The sequence below is a fragment of the Streptomyces sp. NPDC005791 genome (genome assembly GCF_042871485.1).
GTDB lineage: Bacteria > Actinomycetota > Actinomycetes > Streptomycetales > Streptomycetaceae > Streptomyces.
Window position 1 is genome coordinate 368,785 of sequence record NZ_JBIAIP010000006.1, and the last position, 18,481, is coordinate 387,265.

Genomic DNA, 18,481 nt, shown 5'->3' on the forward strand with positions numbered 1-18,481 from the left:
GAGTTGACATAATGTTCAGCAGTGATCAGGACGCCCCTCCGGTCGTCCTCATTCATGGTCTGTGGGTGACTCCGCGCAGTTGGGAGCACTGGGTCGATCATTACCAAGCCCAGGGCCTTCACGTGTCTGCCCCGGCCTGGCCGGGACTGGACGGAGAGGTCGAGGACCTCAGGGCGGACTCCTCGGGCATGGCCGGCATCGGCCTGCGGCAAGTGGTGGACCGTTACGACGCGTTCGTGCGGGGGATGGCACGGCCCCCCATTCTGATCGGGCACTCGTTTGGCGGGACCATCGTCCAGCTCCTCCTCGACCGCAGCCTCGGGTCCGCCGGTGTTGCCATCGACTCGGCGGCCGTGAAGGGCGTACTGCCCCTGCCCTTGTCCACCCTGCGGTCCACCTGGCCCGTACTCCGAAACCCCGCCAACAAGAAGAAGGCCGTGGGTCTGTCGGCGAAACAGTTCCACTACGCGTTTGCCAACACCCTCAGTGACGAGGAGTCGTTGGCGGCGTACGAGCGGTACCACGTCCCGGGACCGGCTCGCGTCCTGTTCGAGGGTGCGTTCGCCAACTTCAACTCCCAGGCCCCCACCCGCGTCGACTTCCGCAATGACCGGCGCGCACCGCTGCTGTTCATCGCCGGCGGGGCCGACCACATGGTGCCGCCCAAGGTCAACCGGGCCAACGCACGCCTGTACGACCGGTCCTCGGCGATCACCGACTACCAGGAGTTCGCCGGCCGGTCCCATTTCACGATCGGGCAGGAGGGCTGGCGCGAGGTCGCCACAACCGCCCTTACCTGGGCCCTCGACCACGCCACCGTCCTGCGTTAGGCGCCATACGAAGAGCAGTCGGCGCCGCCGGCCGCTCCGCAGCACATCGCGACACAAGAAAGAGCGAAACGCATGAAGCGTCGAACCTTCACCATCTCCGCCGCGGCCACCGTGACGGGACTGGCCGCAGCCACTCTTCTCACCCATTCCGCCCAGGCCACCGACGTGGCCTCCGCGGCCCCGGCGGCCAAGCCCACCGTGGTCCTCGTCCACGGCGCCTGGTCCGACGCCTCCGGCTGGAAAGGCGTGACCAAGCGGCTGCAGGCCGACGGCTACAAGGTGACCGCCCCGGCGGTCCCGCTGCGTGGACTGTCCAGCGACGCGCAGTACCTCGCGGACTACCTGAAGACCATCAGCGGCCCGATCGTGCTCGTGGGTCACTCCTACGGCGGTTCGGTGATCACCCAGGCGGCGACCGGCAACTCGCACGTCTCCGCGCTCGTCTACGCCGCGGCCTTCGCGCCGGACAACGGCGAGAACGCTTCGGCGCTCACCGCCAAGTTCCCAGGCAGCCACATCAGCGACGACCCGAACGCCCAGATTCCGACCGCGCTCAACCCCGCCCCCTTCGACGACAACGGCACGACCAACGTCGACCTCTACATCAAGACGGACAAGTTCCGCGACGTTTTCCTCAGCAACCGTGTCAGCAGCCGGGAGGCGTCCGCGCTCGCCGCGGCCCAGCGCCCGGTCACCCCGCAGGCGCTCGGTGAGCCTTCCGGCACTCCGGCCTGGAAGACCATCCCCTCGTGGTTCCTCGTGGCGAGCGACGACCACCTGATCCCGCCGGCTGCCGAGCGCTTCATGGCGAACCGTGCCCACGCCCACAAGAGCGAGGTCGACGCGCCGCACAACGTCCTGCTGACCAACCCCGGCGCGGTCTCCCACGTCATCGAGCAGGCCGCGCGCACCACCGCGAAGTAACCCGACAGCACCGCCCCGCCCTCCCCTCCGGCCGTGTCTTCCGCGGCCGGAGGGGAGGCGTACGCGGCGCCGCGTGCCGTCTCCGCCCGGCTGGGACAGCCGCGCCTCGAGAAGGGTCCGTGCGATACGACTGTGCAGGCTGAACGTAAGCACCAGCCAACTCCCCGTCGATCCGCGGCGCGAGTGTTCTACGTCCTGACGCGTCGTTCGTGGTTCCACGGGGCCATCGCGCAAGCCTTGCGCATGGGCGGCCACCCCGACCCCGGGTACGGGCGGACATCATGGTGACCCTGCGCGACGGCGCCCATGGTGGCCGGCTACATCGGCAACAGCGTTAGGGCGTGTTTCGAAAGTCCCGCCTGCCTGGCGACGCCTGGCACGCACGCTCGCCGCGTTGTCGGGATCACCCCGATACATCCAGTATCGGGGCGACCCTCCGCCTTGCGATCGCACGCACCAGACGCCGCCAGGCCCGCCCTTCGCGCACAAGTCGCGTGGGCGACCCGTCAGTCGACGGCGGCGACCCGCTTCTCCTCCGGCACGGCCGCCTCCGCGACCCCGACCCCGACCCCGGGCTCCGGCTTCGTGATGCGGCGTGCGGATGCGACCATGAAGACCAGGGCGATCAGGCAGGCGATGCCGCTTGCCACGGTCCCGAGAATCGCCGAGCTGCGTATGCCGGCGGCGTTGACCGCCACACCGCTCAGCAGTGAACCGGCGGCGACGGCCGCCTGCACGACGGAGGTGAAGGTCGCGTTGACGGCCTCGGGGGAGAACTTGTTCTGCCCGAAGGCGTAGAGCCAGTGCTGCTCCGCCACGGGCAGGTTGCCCCAGGAGAGGCCCCACAAAGCGAGTCCGACGCAGACGAGCGCGGTCACGGTGCCGCCCGCGCTGAGCGCCAGGAATCCGGCCACGCTGATGACGAGTGTGGTGGCAACCGTTCCGCGGATGCTGCGTCCGAGCAGCGCGCCGCCGCCAAAGTTGCCCACGATCGTCAGGGCGCCGTAGCCGAGCAGCAGGCCACTGGCCGCGCCCGCACTGAGCAAGGTGACGTCCTGCAGGTACGGCACGATGAAGGTGTAGCCGCTGAACTGGGCGAAGACCGAGAGGAAGACGACCAGGAGGATGATGTTCGCGGGGAGGGACCGCAGCAGCGGTCGGAAGTGCGCCATCGTCACCCGGTCGGCGGCCGGAATTTTCGGAATCACCACGATCTGAACGAGTACGGCGAGTACCGCGACGGCGGCGGCTCCTGCAAACGTCGCCTGCCAGCTGAGGTGGGCGGCGATGAGGCTGCTGCTCGGCACGCTGACCACGGAACCCACAGCGATCGCCCCGAACACGATCGAAGACGCGGTGTGCACGATCCGCGCCGGGACGAGGCGGGCCGCCGCGGAGACCGACGTGGCCCAAACGCCGCCGATGCTGAGGCCCAGGAGCAGCCGGGACAGCAGCATCGTCGTGAAATCGGGCGCCACCGCGGACAGGCCGCACGATATGGCGATCAATGCGGTCAGGCCGATGATGGCGAGCCGCCGGTCCAGGTGGCGCATCAGCACGGTCGCGGCCGGGGCGGCGATCGCGCCGACGACAGCGGGCAGCGTGACGAGCAGTCCGGCGGTGCCTTCGCCGACGCCGAGACCCGAGCTGATCTGGGGGAGCGCGCCGACGGGCACGAACTCTGCGACCACCACCGAGAAGGAGCCGAGGGCGATGGCGATGACGGAGATCAGCGGATGTCTGCTCTTAGAGTGCGCGGGGGAGGGCGGTGACGACATGAGGGTGTGCCTTTCGAACATGAATGAGACTGATCGGTGCGGAACTAACGCATGCGAACGCATGAACGCATGAACTCGCGGGTGCAGGGCGAGCCGGGGTCCGGCCCTGTGCGTTGTCGGTCAGTTGAAGCGGGACAGGAGATCGTCGACGGCCATGTCGAGTTCAGGGGCGGATGCCCCCAGGCGCGCTTGGACGCGAATGCCGAGCCAGCCGTTGTGAACGGCCCGGGCCGAGCGGTTGAGCCGTGCCGTCCCCACTGTCATCCAGCGATCCTCCTGCTGGAGGAGTGCGGCGATCTCGGCCGTCGAGCGGGTGAAGTACGCCGCGACGGCCGAGCGCACCCCCGGGTCGTCCGGGCGTTCCGTGGCCGCGTTCACCGCGAAACAGCCTTGCGGGCAGCCGGAGACGGTGACGCGTGACCGGAGGAGAGCGCGCATGCCGGCGAGGCCTGCGGGCGCCTCGGCGACCGCTGCCGCGTGCGACTGCTCCGCGCGGTCGATGTACGTGGCCAGCGCCCGCAGGTAGAGGTCGTGCTTACTGCCGAACGTGTCGTACAGGCTGCGCTTGCCGATTCCCATCGAAGCCATCAGGGTGTCCGTCGACGTACGTTCGTATCCCTGCTGCCAGAATTCGATCATCGCCTTCTGGAGCGCGATGGCCGGTTCGAAAGCCTTTGCTCTTGCCATCCGAAGACCTCCCGATGTGACAGTAGGTTTTGAGACTGATCGGTGCAATATCTGGTCGGGAGAGGCCCAGCACAGGGTTCCGGTCGACAGGCTCAGCCATTCGGTGCGGATCGCCGGGGACCGTCGTGGTCCGTCAGATGTCGATGACCACCTTGCCCATGTGTGCGCCCGACGTGAAGTAGCGCAGAGCTTCGCTCAGCTCGTCCAGCGGGAACCTGCGATCGATCACAGGCCGCAGTCCCGAGGTCTCGATCGCGCGGACCAGGTCACGCTGCTGCTGGTGATTGCCGACGAGGACGCCGTTCAGCCTGATCTGCTTCATGTTGATGAAGCCGGTCGGCATTTCACCGGCGAGCCCGGTCAGCACCCCGATCACAGAGATGCGGCCGCCGATCCGGACCGCACGGATGGACTGGGGCAGGGTCGACGGACCGCCGACGTCGATGACGAGGTCCGCGCCGTGGCCTGTCAGTTCGTGGATGCGGTCGCCCCACTCGGGCACGGACCGGTAGTTCACCACGTGGTCGGCCCCGAGTTCCCGCACCCGCTCCAACTTCTCGTCGGAGGAGGACGTGACGATCGTGGTGGCGCCGATGACTCGGGCCAACTGGAGGGCGTAGAGCGAGACTCCGCCGGTGCCCTGGAGGACCACCGTGTCGCCCGGCTTGATGCCGCCCTCTCCCGTCAGGGCGGACCACGCAGTGAGTCCGGCGACGGTCAAAGTGGCGGCCTCGGCGTGGGTGTATCCCCGGGGCGCCCGCTCGAACTGTGCGGCGGGTGCGACGATGTTCTCACGCGCGTAGCCGGAAAGGCCGATGCCGGGAGTGGTGCCGAAATGGTCGAGTACGGGCCGTCCCGCCTGCCAGCCCGGGAAGAAGCGGGCGAAGACCGCATCGCCGACGGAGAGTTCCGTCACGCCTTCGCCGACCTCTTCAACGACGCCGGCCCCGTCCGCGAGGGGCACATGGCCGCTCGCCGTGTCTGTGCTGCCCATGACGATGTTGTCGTGGTAGTTCAGGGCGCTCGCGTGGATCCGTACCCGCACTTCGCCAGTCCCCGGCCGGCCCGGATCGGGAAGTTCGGAAACCTGCAGGACGTTCTCCTGGCCCGACTGGCGAATAACTACGGCCTTCATGCTGTTCAACTCTCGCTCGACGACGCGGGACGGGGTCGAGATCCGACGCCCGTGGCGGCCCGTGACCGGACCCCGGAAAATAGATTACAGGCGAAATCTATTTTTCGCGCGTCCCGGGCGTCGCGAGACCGCTTCGTCGCGTCGCGCCGAGGGTGCAGGCGTGCCCGCCATCACCCGGGCCGTGGCCGCAGGCGCTCACGGAAGACACGCCCGTCATGGTGTGATTGTCGAACCACCCGACTGTCTGTCGTGGTGCCTCGCCCGGCGATGCCGCCGACGGTGGGAAAGGGGGCTCGACTCGGCGGCGGCAAGCGGTTCTGCTGGTCGACCGGATCGGCCAGGGGGTCTGCGCCCCGGGATTTCGCGGCTTCACCCATCGTTCCTGGTGCCACGGTGCCATCGCGCACACGTTGCGTACGGGTGGCCACCCCGCCCCGGATTCCGCGGCGGACGTACTGTTGGCCCTGCGCGACGGCGCCATGGTGGTCGGCTACCTCGGTAGCGGTCGGCAACGGCGAGACGGCGGCCGCATCCTTCGGTCAGGTCGCCCGCAAGCTGACGCCGCATAGCGGTCGTTTCAGCAGGAGTCTCGGAGGTGGCGGAAGTAGATGCGACCGCAGCCCGGCCGGGCAGGCTGATTGCCCGAAACCAGCTCTTCGAACCCGTCCTGGAGTGCCGTCTCTCCAGGCGCTGCGTTGACACTCGTTGACGGTTTGAAATTCAAACTGACACGTGTTTGACTGCATGTGGGACCGGAGGCGCAGCCGTCGTTCGCGGGTAGCGAGGCGGTGTTCTCCGGAGCAGAGCCATCGGTCCCGGCCGGGACTCCCCCGAGCCGGCCGGGACCGATGCCCGCGGGGTTCCCTCTTGAGCGGTGTTCATCGGCTCGGGTTCACACATGCCCTTCCCGCGCTGAGACCTCGTCGTCCAAGGTCTGTCGTTCGGGGCAGGTCGCAGGGCATCGGCGGTGCGTGCCAGGCCCCGCGTCTGCGGCGTGATCCGAACGCCAGACCCTCATCCCGAGGACATGGGACGACATGAGCACCAGCCGGCTGCTTCATCCGCTTCCTGCCGCGACGGCCTCGTGCTCAGCCGTCCGTGCGAGGACGGCCAAATCCTCCGCCGTGCAGGAGTTCCGAGCCTTCGTCCGGCGGAAGGCGCACGGTTGGGGCAAGGGGGAGCGGGCGGCCGAAGCCCTCGCCTTGATCGTCACGGAACTGGTCACCAACGTCTGTCAGCACAGTGGCAGCCCCGAGGTGACGGTCCACCTGTTCGCGTACAAGCGGACGGTCGGCGTGCGGGTCTCCGACAACGGCCGCTGGAGGGACCCGGCCGGCGAGCACCCCGGATCCGCGGACGAGGACCTGCACGGTCGGGGTCTACGGCTCGTCGCGGCGTACGCCGAGGCCGTCAGTATCCGGCGGAGCAGCGTGGGCACGAGTGTGACCGCCACCGTCGCGGCCGAGATGCGCTCCTTGGTGCGCGTCCCCGACGAAGCTCTGTGACATCTGGTCAGACGGCATCGGCACCATCTACGGGCCCGGGGTGTGACGGGAGTCCGAGGTCACCCCCGTGTGCCCGTCCGTCTCGGTCGTCCGGGCGAGGAGCAGGCGCAGCGCTCGCTTCGACGCATCGCCGGCCGGGGTGAGGACCAGTACGCTCTGATCGGGGTCGTCGGCGACGACCAGCGTCTCGGGGACCAGCTCGACGTGCCCGACGATCGAGTGCTGGACGGTCACGACCCGCTCCGCCCGTCCTCGCGCCGGCTGCTGCGCCCAGTACACGCGGAAGTCGACGCTCTTGACCGCCAGTTCGCCGACCAGAGCTGTCACGTCGGGATCCTCGGGCTCGGCGGCCGCCTGCCGCCACAGATGTGTCACGCACAGACGCGCGGCCACCCGCCAGTCGGCGTAGAGCGAGCGCCACGTGTCATCGAGGAAGGTGAGCCGTGCGAGATTGCGCGCGGCCGGAGCCATGTGGGCGAAGTCGCCGAGCAGCACCGCGGCCGGACGGTTCCATTCGAGTACCGCCATGCCTTTGCCTATGACGAGGGCGGGAACGCCCGTCAACGCGGCCAGCACGTGGGCCGGAACCGGTGACACGGCCGTACCCTTCGCTCCGTTGCGGGCGGCGGGGCGGCCCGGCCGCTCATCGGCACCGGCGACGCGGCGTAGCTGCCGGGTCTCGTCCTCGGTGAGACGCAGCGCTTTCGCGAGAAAGCCGACCACCGCGGACGAGACCCGGGTGACGTGTCCCTGTTCCATGCGGGTGTAGTAGCCGAGGCTGATGCCGGCCGCCACGGCCACCTCCTGCCGCCGCAAGCCCCGGACCCGTCGACGGCCGGAGCCGGAGGACATGCCGATGTCCTCCGGCCGCAGCTCGGACCTTCGGGAGTTGAGGAAATGCCCGAGGTCCGACGGGGGGTGCATGTGTCAGTCGCCCTTGGGGGCGGGGACGAAGTGCGAGCCGCTCCGCGCGAACGCCTCCTTGTGCTCACTGACGAACTCCTCGACTGACAGCGGGGAGCGGTTGCCGACGACCTCGATCAGGTTGTTGGTGCCCCGGAAGATACCGTTCTGGTAGTCGACGGCGACGCTGCTCAGGTGCTGGACGGTATGAGCGGTCTTCCCCAGGTCGGTCAGGCCCCGCGCGAACTCCTCGACGCCGATGGGCTCATAGGTGACCTGAATGCCGAGCGCCCGCGACATCGCTTCGGCGATGCCGTAGTGGTCCATCTCCTTCGGGCCGTGCAGCGTGTAGGTCTGCCGGTCGTGTGGCTCCGGGTTCTCCAGGACGGCGGCGATGACGTGGGCCTGGTCGATCCCCGCGACGGGAGCGTGACGACCGTCGCCGAGCGGAAGGCGGAGCACGCCCTCGTCGCCCTGGCGGCCCCACCACCAGCTGATCCACTCGGCGAAGAAGGTCGGCCGCAGGTGGGCGGTCAGCAGGGGAGTGCGGTCGAGCAGGCGTTCACTCAGCCAGTGCTGGCGAGCGGCGTCGCTGATCGCTTCCCGACGGGCGGAGATCTGCGACATGTTGACAACCGAGCCCACCCCGGCCTCGGTTGCCGCTTGGGCGAAGATGACCGTGGCGTCCAGCAGTCCGGGGAGGATCGGGTAGCAGAAGTACGCTCCGCCGACCCCCCGCATGGCCGCGCTCACGTCATGGAAGTTGAGTAGGTCGCCCACGACGATCTCGGCGCCGGCGCCGGCGAGCGTGCGTGAGCGGTCGTCCTCCCGGTGCACGAGGGCACGCACCCGGTGTCCGCGCTCCAGCAGCAGATGCACGGTCTCCGACCCCGTGGTGCCGGTCGCGCCGGTGATCAGGAAAAGGCGGTCGTCCTTCTTCGCCATGTTGTGGTCCCTTCTTGGCGTGCGACTGTCGCATCGAGCCGCAGGCATGGATCGGAAACGACGGCAGCCAGCGAGGTTCGTCCGGTCCGTCGCCGGCCCCGTGGAGCGGAGAAGGCGGACGTGCGGGCAGGTGCGGTGGACGGGGGCGGCATCGCCGCTCACGGCCGGTGCGCGAGGCCGGGGGCCTGGCCCGCGAGCAGGTGAGCCGGGCCTTCGAGCCCCTGGCTCTGGCTTGCCGTAGTCAGTAACTTACACAGAAGATCTGACTATGCAAAATAAAAGCCAGAGGGGTCGCGGCAAGTGGGCGGATGCCGGCCGCGACGCGGGGTGGGCGGCGCGCCACCAGGTCCAGCGCCCCGGCGGCCGGAGGGTCACCAGGTTTGTTTGCGCGGCGCTCCGGACCTTGCGTGAAATAGTCAAAACTCTTAGAGTTATTTCAAGTCTCCGAGTGGCGAAGCATTGCTCTGTCAGCACTTCCTCACGGCGGCGCCGCCCGGACGATCGGCGCGACCGCGGGCCAGTGCGGTTATGGCGTGCACCCGGGGGACCTCGCGTCCCAGTCGGGGCCGCGCGGGGAATCAGCGTGAAAGGTGCACAGATGTTTGTCGATGCCGCAGACCTGGACGCCAAGTCGGCCTACAAACTCCTCATCGGCGGGATCATTCCGCGCGCGATCGCATGGGTGAGTACGGAATCCGTAGACGGAGTCGGGAACCTCGCGCCAGTGTCCTTCTTCACGGCCGTCGGCCGGAAGCCACCCATGCTCTCCATCTCCCTGCAACCCCGCTCGGACGGAGTCACGCTCAAGGACACGTTCATCAACATCCGCGACACGGGGGAGTTCGTGGTCAACACGCCCACGCTCCCGCTCGCCGACCAGTTGCACCGGTCCGCCTTCGAGTTCGACAGCGACGTCGACGAGTTCACGGCGCTGGGGCTGGAGACCGAGGCTTCGCAGGTGGTTCGACCACGTCGCGTGAAGGACACGCCCGTCGCCTTCGAATGCAAGGTGAACCGCGTCATTCCCGTCGAGGGGAGCCTCGACCACGTCGTCTGGGGCGAGGTCGTGCGCTTCTACGTCCGCGACGACCTCTATCTGGAGCGCGGGTGCATCGACACGGGCGCCATCCCGGCGGTGGGACGGCTGGCGGCGGAATACACCCTGGTGAACACCATCTTCACTACGCCTCTCGACGACAACACGGTTGACCTGCACGCCGGTCGGCGCATGCACCGGCTGGACGACCACTCCGCCGACTGGTCTCCCATCGACACCGACGCATGGTCGCCGTCCGGTTCCACCATGAGCGAAGGACCCAAGGCATGACCAGCGCAGAGAACGTCACCAGGACGGAGCGGGTCGCGGACAGCGACACTCGGTTCCGCAGGCGGGGCACGGGAGACAGGGCCCTGGTGTTCGTCCACGGTTTCCTGGACGACCAGTACGTATGGGACTCGGTGATCGACGGCATCACCACCCAGGGCTTCGAGCAGGTGCAGCTCGATCTGGCGGGCAGCGGCGATCGTACGGAGGCCGAAGGACCGTTCAACCTGGAGCGGTTCGCGCACGATGTCGGTGCCGTCATGGTAGCGCTGGACAAGCCGTTCGTCCTCGTCGCGCAGAGCATGGGAACACTGGTCGCCGAACTGGTCGCCGTGGCCTCGGGACCTCGTGCCCTCGGGCTGGTCCTGCTCTCCCCGGTGCCGCTGGCCGGGGTCGGCCTGCCGCCCGAGGCGGCCGGGCAGTTCCGTGCGCTGGGAGGCGACGCGCAGGGCCAGCGTGCCGTGCGCCGACAACTGTCCGTCGAGCTGCCGGACGCCGAGCTCGACCGACTGGTGGTGGTCGGCACGCGCGTCTCCGCTTCGGTCGTCGCCGACATGGTCGACTGCTGGAACAACGGGCATCCGCTGGGACAGGCACCGAGCGGTTACCGGGGGCCGGTTCTCGTCGGCCGCGGTGCCGCCGACGGGTTCGTCACCGACGAGATGGCGGGCACCCGGGTAGTGCCCCGGTTCGCGTCGGCGGAGTCCTTCGACGTGGCGGACGCCGGACACTGGGCCCATGTGGAGGCTCCCACTGCGGTCGCGGAACGGATCGACGCGTTCCTCGCCGGCCTTCCCGCAGCCGCGGGCAACGCGACGCGGGGCGCGGGCGGAGGGTGGCGGAGCGCCTTCGCCAGCAAGACCGCCGCCGACTTCGCGGCCGCGTTCGCCGAGGACATCGTTCTGGAGGCGAGCGTGCTGGCCAAGCCCCTCATAGGCCGTGACCAGGTCAAGGCCACGATGGGCACGGCGAGCCGCATCTACGACTCCCTGCGCTTCTTCCGGGAGGCGACCGCCGGCCCGCGGACCTACCTGGAGTGGGAGGCCACCGCTTTCGGCGGCGCGGAGATATCCGGGGTCACCGTTCTCACCAAGGACGACGAAGGCCGCATCGCCCATGTGGCCATCCACCACCGCCCCCTCGGCGAGGCACTGAGGTTCTCCACCGAGATGCGCGTCCGCCTCGCCGGAACCATTGACCCGAGCCACTTCTACGACCTCGGCCGACCGAGTCGCGGGGAATGAGGGCAAGCACATGGCCACCCGCGAAGACGTGGAGTTCGAGACCGAGGCAGGGGTGGCCCTGCGCGGTTGGTTCTATCACCCGGAGGGCGAGGGCCCGCATCCGCGGTTGGTTCTATCACCCGGAGGGCGAGGGCCCGCATCCGACGATCACGATGGCGCACGGGTTCGCGGGGGTCAAAGAGCAACAGCTGGCACAGTTCGCCGAGGTGTTCGCGGCGGCCGGCTTCGCCGTTCTCGTCCATGACCACCGCAACTTCGGCGCCAGCGACGGCACTCCGCGCAACGACATCGATCCCTGGCAGCAGATCAAGGACTGGCGACGGGCCATCTCCTACCTCGAGAGCCGCCCAGAAGTCGATGCCGCGCGCATCGGCCTGTGGGGCACGAGCTACTCAGGCGGACATGCCCTGGTGCTGGGCGCCACCGACCGGCGCCTGCGCTGTGTGGTGGCGCAGGTCCCAACCATCAGCGGCTATGAGCAGGGACTGCGCCGGGTGGCCCCGGACGCGGTGGCCGCACTGCACGAGGTCTTCGCCGAGGACGAGCGAGGCCAGTTTCGTGGGGAGGCGCCGCGCACCCAGGCGGTGGTCAGCTCGGATCCCGGCGTTCCGGCCTCCTACCGGGCCCCCGACGCTGTCGACTTCTACCTCGACACGGCCCCCGAGGGCTGGGAGAACAAGATCACCATCCGTTCCAACCAGGCCGCACGCATGTACGAGCCCGGGGCATGGATCTCCCGGATCTCGCCCACCCCGCTGCTGCTGATCGTCGCGAAGAAAGACCCGGTCACCATCACGGATCTGATGCTCGCCGGTTATGAGCGGGCTCTTGAACCCAAGCGGCTCGAGCTCCTGGAGGGCGGGCACTTCGCGGCGTACCTCTCCGAGTTCCCGACGTCGAGTGCCGCCGCCCGCGACTGGTTCGCACTCCACCTCTGACCGGCGCCAGTCGCTCTGCCCACCTTCTTCGCGCGCCCGGCCACATGGGCCGGGCCCCTCTTCCGTAGGGACCTGACATGCCCCACCTCACATACTCGGTCAATGACCGCCTGGCAACCCTGGTTCTGCGGAACCCTCCGCAGAACCGTCTGGACCGCGGTCTCCTCGAGGAACTGGTCCAGGCACTGGACGCCATCTCCGCCGGCGAGGCCCGGGCCGTCCTGCTCCGGGCAGAGGGGCCGGACTTCAGCTTCGGCGGTGACATCACGGACTGGCCCGACATGGACAACCGCGAACTGCGCGCCCTGTTCGAGAGCTACATGAACATCTTCAACCAGTTCGAACGGCTGCCCATGCCGGTCGTGGCGGCCGTCCAGGGCCTGTGCTTCGGCGGCGGGTTCGAACTGGCCCTGCGGGCAGACGTCATCTTCGCCGGGGAGGACGCACTGTTCGGCCACCCTGAGCAGACACTCGGCCTGGTCACGCTGCTGGGTGGCATCTACCGCGTGGCCGAGCGCGCGGGGCAGGCCCGCGCCAGCGAGTGGGCCCTGACCTCGGAGCGGATCTCGGCCAAGGAGATGGCGGAGGCGGGCGTGGTGAACCGTGTCCTGCCGAACGCCGTCCTGAACGAGGAGGCGAAAGCCTTCGCGCGCACCCTCACCAGCGGCCCGACCCGCGCCTACGCCGCACACAAGGCGCTGCTCCGCGCCTGGCGGGTGGGAGGGATCGCCGCGGCCGACGAGGCGATGTTCGACATCGCCCTGCCGCTGTTCGAAACCGAGGACGGCAAGGCGGGCCTGACTTCGGCCGTCAATGCCCTGAAGGCGGGACGGCCCCGTCCCGTACTGGACTTTCAGGGCCGTTGACTGCGGACTTCCCGCTGGTGCGATGACGGCTCACAGTGTCGTCGCACGACAGCCCGGCAACCACTGCGGGCGCGCGGCCTCGGGCTGGGGAGACCACCCGGCCCGGCCCCGTGCTGTCAGCGATACGGCGCGGCCCGGTCGTCGGACCAAGGACCGGGCCGGTGTCGCGGTGCCGCTGACGTCTCGACGGCACGGCTCAGTGCGACGTGCTCCTCTGGCGGGCGCGGAACGCCCGGAGGTTGGCAGGGTGGCCACACCGGCGGACGTCGTGCCAGATACCACTGTTGTTCCGTGACCGGTCGAAGAACGTCACCCGGCACCGGTCATTGCGACAGATCTTCAACCGGCGCCACTGGTCGACCTGCTGGGCGCGGGACATCTCGATGAGGACCAGCGAGGCGATCGCCTTCCAGCCACTGCCGGCGGGTTCCGTCCGGACGGTGCCGTCGGCGTCGAGCCGGACGGTCGCATCGAAAGCGGACTCCAGGAAGCGGTCCGGGGCAGTGGGGGTGGTTTCCGCGAGCCAGTCGCGCAGCCCGTCCCGCAAGGCGCGCAGGCTTGCCACGTCGCTGTCGTCGAGTTCGACCGGTGGTCTGTGCTGCCCCGGGTCCCGTCCCCCCTGCCAGACCTCGTTCAGCCAGGCTTGGGCGTCTCGCCGGTCCAGCAGGAGATCGGTCTCCCGGGGCTTGCCCGCGGACAAGGTGTTGAGGAGGTCTTGGACGAAGGCCAGCCCACTGGGGGCGGCTTCGATGTCGTACCGGTCGGTGGCGGGCCATGACATGAGGAATGCACTCCGAACGCAGCCGAACACCTGAAGGGAGGAAAGAGATATTTCCCTTACGCATATTACCGGCCCTCGCGACGCGGCGTGATGCCGAGCAGACCGCTTCACCGCCGGCGGCTGGCCGCGCCCTGGTCAGGCGCGGGCGAGATCCGACTGGTGCACGTCCCGGTCCGCGGTGATGACGGAGTCGGAGTCCAGTGCTTCGCCGCACGCCGCGCAGTGCATTTCGGGACGCAGTACGGCCCCGCATCCGTGGCGGAAGGTGACGATGTTCTCGGGATCCGTCCGGGCGTGCTTGTCGCCCCAGTCCCTGATGGCGTGCAGGATCGTGAAGAGCTGCTCTCCGGCTTCGGAGAGCCGGTACTCGTAACGGGCGGGAGCCGTCTCGTACTGCTCCTTGGTGATGACCCCTGCCGCCTCCAGCGACTTGAGCCGACTGGCGAGGATGTTCCGCGCGGCACCCGTGTTGAAGACGATCTCGTCGAAGCGGCGTGCGCCGAAGGTGATCTCGCGCAGCGCGAGCATGGCCCACTTCTCGCCGAGGATCTGCATCGCGGCGTCGATGGAACATACGCGGGGGTCTGGCGTCCTTACTCGTCTCACGTGGGCACGATAGCGGCGGCTCTAGTGGGTTGTCAAACACTACTCAACAGCTCATCGGTTTGACGGAGGGTGCGAATGGCGTTTAACTGAAGTGGATAGTGAAATGCAATCCACCCAGTGAAGGCAGAGTCTCATGAGCTACATCTCGGATGCCGCGAAGACCCTCCATGTGGAGGGAGGCCTAGCCCGCTACGCGTACCGGGACTTCGGGCGCGAAGGGGTTACGCCGCCCCTCGTTCTGCTGCAGCGCTTCCGGGGCACCCTCGACCACTGGGACCCGGCGTTCCTCGAGGTCCTGGCCAAGGACCGGCGTGTCATAGTCTTCGACAGCGCCGGCATCGGCGAGAGCACCGGTGAGGTGCCGACGACCATGGAGGGCATGGCGGAGGCGGCGTTCGACTTCCTGTCCGCTCTCCGGCTCGACGAGGTCGACCTGCTCGGCTGGTCGGTCGGTGGCTTCGTGGCTCAACTCGTGACGCTGGACCACCCTGAGCTGATCCGCAAGCTGATCGTGGCCGGCAGCGGTCCGGGCGGCGTACCCGGCACTCCGGACCTGGAGGCCCAGGTCGTGGAACACATGACCGCGCAGGTCCCCTCGGAGGAGGCCTACCTGTACCTCTTCTTCGGGATGACCGAGGAAGGGGTGCGACTCGGAAAGGAGTCGCTCGCCCGTCTGGAGACCCGCTTGCGGCAGTCCGGCGCGGACGTCCCGGCCGAGGCGTGGAGCAGGCAGCTCCAGGCCATCCAGCGCTGGGCCGGCGGTACGGGCGCGGCGTGGCCCCGGCTCGAGGAGCTGAAGCTGCCGGTGCTGGTCGCCAATGGATCCCACGACGTCATGGTCGACTCCGGTAACTCCTTCGCCATGGCGCAGAAGCTGCCGAACGCGCGGACGGTCTTCTACAGCGGCGCCGGCCACGCCTTCCTTTTCCAGTTCCCGCAGGAGTTTGGCGGCGTGGTGCTGGACTTCCTGGGCCGTTGAGCCGAAGCGCCACCGCCCCGTGGACCGCCGTGTGACGCGCGACGCGCACGGCGTCCCTGCCCATCCCTTGAACGGAGACTGAAATGCCCGCCTACGGATTCTTCGTGGAGTTCGAAGCCAAGCCCGGCAAGGAGGAGGAGGTCGCCCGATTCCTGGTCGACGCCAAGGAGTTGGTCGACGCGGAGCCGGGAACCCTGGCCTGGTTCTCGTTCCGGCTCGGCCCCACCTCCTTCCGGATCTTCGATGCCTTCGAGACCGAGGATGACCGCGAGGCGCACCTGCAGGGCAAGGTGCGAGAGCAGATCGAAGCCTGGGGCGAGGAGCTCTTCAGTGTGCCGCCCACCATCACTCCGGTAAACGTGCTCGCGGCCAAGCTGCCCGCCTGAACCGAGCCCGCCGTACGTACGTGAAAGTCCCGGAGACGATGACCGACCATCGCCTCCGGGACTTTTGCGTACGACGGGCCGGGGTTCCAGGCGGGCCGGGTGCTCGCCGCCCAGGGGCGCCGTCAGCGTCCGCGCAGTGCCTCGACGGCCTGTGCGGTCGTCCAGGTGGCGCTCGCCAGGAAGCGGCAGTTTTTGAGGGCGGAGAGATATCCGTCGCCCTCCGGCAGCCGGGGTCCGGCCGTGGCGTCCTGGACGACGACCACCTCGAAGCCCTGCTCCACTGGTTAGCTTGCGCAAGTGCCCCTCGACGCAGAGGTTGGCCGCCATGCCGGCCAGGACGGCCTGGGTGACACATCGCTCGCGCAGTCGCAGGACGAGATCGTTCGACTCCGGCCCCACGATCTTGTGCGGCGAGGTGACGACCGTTGAGCCGTCGAGGCTGTGTTCCTGGTACGCCGGCAGGAAGTCGGCGCCGGATCCGGCGCATCCGTCGAGCACGAGCGGTCCTCGGCACCTGGACATGCCCACGAGGTGCATGTACCGCTCCAGCGGACCGCTGGAGAACCTCGGCGGCGAAGACGGTCTTGCTGCCCTCCGCCGTGAAAATGGGTCGACCCCGCGTTGAGGAGGCTCGCACGGACAAGAGGATTCGCAGGTCGGGGCACGGTCGCGGCCTACCCGCTCACGCGGTGGCGGCCCCGTGCCCCGAGCCGGGGCGGGAACGTGGCCGGGTCGGAGTGGGCACGCTCGCGACCTGTGTCCCTATCTGTGGGATACCTGGCTGCAATGACATGGCGCCGTCGGCGTGCCCGCGCGAGGCTTGATACGGCCGGGCAACACCGGCGCACCCACTTCCAGCACCGAAGGCTGCATGAGATGACAGACAATTCCGCGGTCGCGGCAGACATCAGGGTTCCCGGCACGAAGATCGCCCGCGAGGCGACGGAACTCATCCGCGACACCACGAGCGAGCTGATCTACCACCACTCGCGCCGGGTCTACTTCTTCGGATCCCTGCAGGGCCGCAACCGCGACCTGGGTTTCGATCCGGAACTCCTCTACGTGGGGGCCATGTTCCACGACCTCGGCCTCAACGAGAGCTTCCGCGACAGCGACCGCCGTTTCGAAGTGGACAGTGCCGATGAGGCCCGGCGCTTCCTGCGGTCCCACGACGTGCCGGAGGACGGCATCCGCCGGGTTTGGACCGCGATCGCGCTGCACACGACGCCCGGCATCCCGGAGTTCCTGGAGCCGGAGGTTGCGCTGGTCACCGCCGGGGTGGAGTACGACGTACTGGGCATCGGATACGAGGACGTCTCCGAGGCGGACCGGGCCGAGGTCATCGCCCTGCACCCCCGGCCCGACTTCAAGCGGCGGATCCTCGACGCGTTCACCGACGGCATCCGCCGCAAGCCCGACACTACGTTCGGCAACGTGAAGGCCGATGTGCTGGAGCACTTCGTCCCGGGCTTCGAACGGGGCGACTTCGTCCGTACGATCCTCGACTCGCCGTGGGGGGAGTAGCCCCGTGGTGTCGCGGGGCGCCCAAGTGGTCGCCGTCGTCGCTTTCGACGGCGTACAACTGCTCGATGTCACGGGCCCCGTCGAGGTCTTCACCACCGCCAACCACTACGGCGCCCACTACGACGTACGGGTTGTCTCGCTCAGCGGCGTCGGCGTGCGGACGTCGTCGGGTCTCGTCATCGGTGTCGACGGCACACCGTCCTCTCTGCCGTCTGGGATCGGCACACTCCTGGTGCCCGGTCGGCGGGACTGGCGGTCCGCCGTCGCGGACACGGACTTGGTGGGAGCGGTGGGGCAGCTCGCCACGCGGGCGGAGCGCGTGTCGTCCGTGTGCGCCGGCGCGTTCGTGCTGGCCGAGGCCGGCATCCTCGACGGACGGCGAGCCGCGACCCATTGGGAGATGGCGCCGCACCTGGCGGCCGCCTATCCGCGTGTCCGCGTCGAAGGCGACCCGGTCTTCATCCAGGACGGTCACGTCATCACGTCGGCAGGCGTCACTGCGGGCATCGACCTGGCGCTTCACCTGGTCGAGGAGGACTGGGGTGCGGAGGTGGCGCGGAGCGTGGCCAGGCAGTTGGTCGTGTTCATGGCCAGGCCCGGAGGGCAGGCCCAGTTCAGCGTTCGACTGACGGCGCGGGAGCCACACCATCCGTCAATACGGCGCGTGATGGACCATGTCGCCGCCGAACCGGCCGGGAATCACACACTGGACTCGCTGGCCGAGGTGGGGGACGTGAGCCGGCGGCACCTGGCGCGCCTCTTCCGCCGTGAGATCGGCGTGAGCCCCGGCCAGTACGTCGAATCGATCAGGATCGAGGCCGCGCGGGCGTTGCTGGAAAGCGGCACGGACACGGTCGAGGAAGTGGCGCAGCGCGCAGGCTTCGGTTCCTCGGAGTCGCTGCGCCGGGTGTTCCAGCAGACGATGGGCGTCTCCCCGACCGTTTACCGGGCGCGATTCCGGACCACCACGGCAGACCACCGGGCCGGGCCGGAACAAACCTTCGCATGACCGCCATGCACAGGCCTCGTCACCCGTGTTCGGGAGTGGGTGTCGAGGCCTGTCACAAACGGTGCGCGTGAAAGCGGCGTGAGCCTACTGGAGGGTGAGAGTCGCACGCCGCCACGC

19 protein-coding genes are annotated in these 18,481 nt (G+C 68.7%); 11 read left to right on the forward strand and 8 right to left on the reverse strand.

Annotated elements, in window-relative coordinates; genetic code table 11:
- The first annotated feature begins 11 nt into the window (after positions 1–11).
- Together ACFYSH_RS15060 and ACFYSH_RS15065 are read left to right on the forward strand one after the other, a co-directional pair.
- Positions 12–830, forward strand: coding sequence for an alpha/beta fold hydrolase (locus tag ACFYSH_RS15060; RefSeq protein WP_359466723.1), 819 nt, complete (start codon positions 12–14; stop codon positions 828–830).
- Positions 831–902: 72 nt separating this feature from the next.
- Positions 903–1,754 carry an alpha/beta hydrolase gene (locus tag ACFYSH_RS15065; protein WP_359466726.1) on the forward strand — a complete coding sequence of 284 codons (852 nt, stop codon included), beginning with the start codon at positions 903–905 and terminating at the stop codon, positions 1,752–1,754.
- A 506-nt stretch (positions 1,755–2,260) separates the two neighbouring features.
- Here the strand turns inward: ACFYSH_RS15065 and ACFYSH_RS15070 are convergent.
- The 3 genes from ACFYSH_RS15070 to ACFYSH_RS15080 all read right to left on the reverse strand — a co-directional run bounded on the left by ACFYSH_RS15070 (position 2,261) and on the right by ACFYSH_RS15080 (position 5,354).
- Positions 2,261–3,532: an MFS transporter gene (locus ACFYSH_RS15070; RefSeq protein ID WP_388752735.1), complete on the reverse strand. Its 1,272-nt coding sequence runs from the start codon at positions 3,530–3,532 to the stop codon at positions 2,261–2,263.
- Positions 3,533–3,652: 120 nt separating this feature from the next.
- Positions 3,653–4,219 (reverse strand): helix-turn-helix domain-containing protein, encoded by a 567-nt coding sequence (locus ACFYSH_RS15075; RefSeq protein WP_359466732.1) that lies wholly within the window; start codon positions 4,217–4,219, stop codon positions 3,653–3,655.
- Between the two features lie 133 nt (positions 4,220–4,352).
- Positions 4,353–5,354, reverse strand: coding sequence for an NAD(P)-dependent alcohol dehydrogenase (locus ACFYSH_RS15080; protein ID WP_359466734.1), 1,002 nt, complete (start codon positions 5,352–5,354; stop codon positions 4,353–4,355).
- A 1,037-nt stretch (positions 5,355–6,391) separates the two neighbouring features.
- On the opposite strand from ACFYSH_RS15080, the gene ACFYSH_RS15085 reads away from it, so the two are divergent.
- Positions 6,392–6,859 (forward strand): ATP-binding protein, encoded by a 468-nt coding sequence (locus tag ACFYSH_RS15085; protein ID WP_388752739.1) that lies wholly within the window; start codon positions 6,392–6,394, stop codon positions 6,857–6,859.
- A 27-nt stretch (positions 6,860–6,886) separates the two neighbouring features.
- On the opposite strand, the gene ACFYSH_RS15090 is transcribed toward ACFYSH_RS15085, so the two are convergent.
- Both ACFYSH_RS15090 and ACFYSH_RS15095 read right to left on the reverse strand, forming a co-directional pair.
- Complete coding sequence (locus tag ACFYSH_RS15090; RefSeq protein WP_388752742.1) at positions 6,887–7,783, reverse strand: helix-turn-helix domain-containing protein; 897 nt, start codon at positions 7,781–7,783, stop codon at positions 6,887–6,889.
- A gap of 3 nt (positions 7,784–7,786) precedes the next feature.
- Complete coding sequence (locus ACFYSH_RS15095; RefSeq protein ID WP_388752745.1) at positions 7,787–8,707, reverse strand: NAD(P)H-binding protein; 921 nt, start codon at positions 8,705–8,707, stop codon at positions 7,787–7,789.
- 598 nt (positions 8,708–9,305) lie between these two features.
- Between ACFYSH_RS15095 and ACFYSH_RS15100 the strand changes: the two genes are divergently transcribed.
- From ACFYSH_RS15100 to ACFYSH_RS15115, 4 genes are all read left to right on the forward strand, one after another.
- Positions 9,306–10,034 carry a flavin reductase family protein gene (locus ACFYSH_RS15100; RefSeq protein ID WP_388752748.1) on the forward strand — a complete coding sequence of 243 codons (729 nt, stop codon included), beginning with the start codon at positions 9,306–9,308 and terminating at the stop codon, positions 10,032–10,034.
- Positions 10,031–11,275, forward strand: a complete 1,245-nt coding sequence (locus ACFYSH_RS15105; protein WP_388752750.1) for an alpha/beta fold hydrolase — start codon at positions 10,031–10,033, stop codon at positions 11,273–11,275. The genes ACFYSH_RS15100 and ACFYSH_RS15105 overlap by 4 nt, the downstream gene beginning before the upstream one ends.
- Positions 11,276–11,373: 98 nt before the next feature.
- A complete protein-coding gene (locus tag ACFYSH_RS15110) occupies positions 11,374–12,213 on the forward strand; it encodes an alpha/beta hydrolase (protein WP_388752807.1) in 840 nt (279 codons plus the stop codon).
- Positions 12,214–12,290: 77 nt separating this feature from the next.
- On the forward strand, positions 12,291–13,079 hold the full coding sequence (locus ACFYSH_RS15115; protein ID WP_359466753.1) for an enoyl-CoA hydratase/isomerase family protein: 789 nt from the start codon (positions 12,291–12,293) through the stop codon (positions 13,077–13,079).
- A 196-nt stretch (positions 13,080–13,275) separates the two neighbouring features.
- On the opposite strand, the gene ACFYSH_RS15120 is transcribed toward ACFYSH_RS15115, so the two are convergent.
- Together ACFYSH_RS15120 and ACFYSH_RS15125 are read right to left on the reverse strand one after the other, a co-directional pair.
- On the reverse strand, positions 13,276–13,860 hold the full coding sequence (locus ACFYSH_RS15120; protein ID WP_359466757.1) for a CGNR zinc finger domain-containing protein: 585 nt from the start codon (positions 13,858–13,860) through the stop codon (positions 13,276–13,278).
- A 135-nt stretch (positions 13,861–13,995) separates the two neighbouring features.
- Complete coding sequence (locus ACFYSH_RS15125; protein ID WP_359466759.1) at positions 13,996–14,466, reverse strand: winged helix-turn-helix transcriptional regulator; 471 nt, start codon at positions 14,464–14,466, stop codon at positions 13,996–13,998.
- Between the two features lie 133 nt (positions 14,467–14,599).
- Between ACFYSH_RS15125 and ACFYSH_RS15130 the strand changes: the two genes are divergently transcribed.
- Complete coding sequence (locus ACFYSH_RS15130) at positions 14,600–15,445, forward strand: alpha/beta hydrolase (protein WP_359466762.1); 846 nt, start codon at positions 14,600–14,602, stop codon at positions 15,443–15,445.
- A gap of 83 nt (positions 15,446–15,528) precedes the next feature.
- A complete protein-coding gene (locus ACFYSH_RS15135; protein WP_359466764.1) occupies positions 15,529–15,831 on the forward strand; it encodes an antibiotic biosynthesis monooxygenase in 303 nt (100 codons plus the stop codon).
- A 122-nt stretch (positions 15,832–15,953) separates the two neighbouring features.
- On the opposite strand, the gene ACFYSH_RS15140 is transcribed toward ACFYSH_RS15135, so the two are convergent.
- Positions 15,954–16,112, reverse strand: a complete 159-nt coding sequence (locus tag ACFYSH_RS15140) for a hypothetical protein (protein WP_359466766.1) — start codon at positions 16,110–16,112, stop codon at positions 15,954–15,956.
- Positions 16,113–16,707: 595 nt separating this feature from the next.
- On the opposite strand from ACFYSH_RS15140, the gene ACFYSH_RS15145 reads away from it, so the two are divergent.
- Together ACFYSH_RS15145 and ACFYSH_RS15150 are read left to right on the forward strand one after the other, a co-directional pair.
- On the forward strand, positions 16,708–17,355 hold the full coding sequence (locus ACFYSH_RS15145; RefSeq protein ID WP_359466769.1) for an HD domain-containing protein: 648 nt from the start codon (positions 16,708–16,710) through the stop codon (positions 17,353–17,355).
- Positions 17,356–17,359: 4 nt separating this feature from the next.
- Positions 17,360–18,364, forward strand: coding sequence for a GlxA family transcriptional regulator (locus ACFYSH_RS15150; RefSeq protein WP_359466771.1), 1,005 nt, complete (start codon positions 17,360–17,362; stop codon positions 18,362–18,364).
- Positions 18,365–18,481 lie beyond the last annotated feature (117 nt).

Bases quoted from the DNA above. Each gene is read 5' to 3' on its own strand.
- ACFYSH_RS15060 (WP_359466723.1), top strand. From the start codon at position 12: ATGTTCAGCAGTGATCAGGACGCCCCTCCGGTCGTCCTCATTCATGGT.
- ACFYSH_RS15065 (WP_359466726.1), top strand. From the start codon at position 903: ATGAAGCGTCGAACCTTCACCATCTCCGCCGCGGCCACCGTGACGGGA.
- ACFYSH_RS15070 (WP_388752735.1), bottom strand. From the start codon at position 3,532: ATGTCGTCACCGCCCTCCCCCGCGCACTCTAAGAGCAGACATCCGCTG.
- ACFYSH_RS15075 (WP_359466732.1), bottom strand. From the start codon at position 4,219: ATGGCAAGAGCAAAGGCTTTCGAACCGGCCATCGCGCTCCAGAAGGCG.
- ACFYSH_RS15080 (WP_359466734.1), bottom strand. From the start codon at position 5,354: ATGAAGGCCGTAGTTATTCGCCAGTCGGGCCAGGAGAACGTCCTGCAG.
- ACFYSH_RS15085 (WP_388752739.1), top strand. From the start codon at position 6,392: ATGAGCACCAGCCGGCTGCTTCATCCGCTTCCTGCCGCGACGGCCTCG.
- ACFYSH_RS15090 (WP_388752742.1), bottom strand. From the start codon at position 7,783: ATGCACCCCCCGTCGGACCTCGGGCATTTCCTCAACTCCCGAAGGTCC.
- ACFYSH_RS15095 (WP_388752745.1), bottom strand. From the start codon at position 8,707: ATGGCGAAGAAGGACGACCGCCTTTTCCTGATCACCGGCGCGACCGGC.
- ACFYSH_RS15100 (WP_388752748.1), top strand. From the start codon at position 9,306: ATGTTTGTCGATGCCGCAGACCTGGACGCCAAGTCGGCCTACAAACTC.
- ACFYSH_RS15105 (WP_388752750.1), top strand. From the start codon at position 10,031: ATGACCAGCGCAGAGAACGTCACCAGGACGGAGCGGGTCGCGGACAGC.
- ACFYSH_RS15115 (WP_359466753.1), top strand. From the start codon at position 12,291: ATGCCCCACCTCACATACTCGGTCAATGACCGCCTGGCAACCCTGGTT.
- ACFYSH_RS15120 (WP_359466757.1), bottom strand. From the start codon at position 13,860: ATGTCATGGCCCGCCACCGACCGGTACGACATCGAAGCCGCCCCCAGT.
- ACFYSH_RS15130 (WP_359466762.1), top strand. From the start codon at position 14,600: ATGAGCTACATCTCGGATGCCGCGAAGACCCTCCATGTGGAGGGAGGC.
- ACFYSH_RS15135 (WP_359466764.1), top strand. From the start codon at position 15,529: ATGCCCGCCTACGGATTCTTCGTGGAGTTCGAAGCCAAGCCCGGCAAG.
- ACFYSH_RS15145 (WP_359466769.1), top strand. From the start codon at position 16,708: ATGACAGACAATTCCGCGGTCGCGGCAGACATCAGGGTTCCCGGCACG.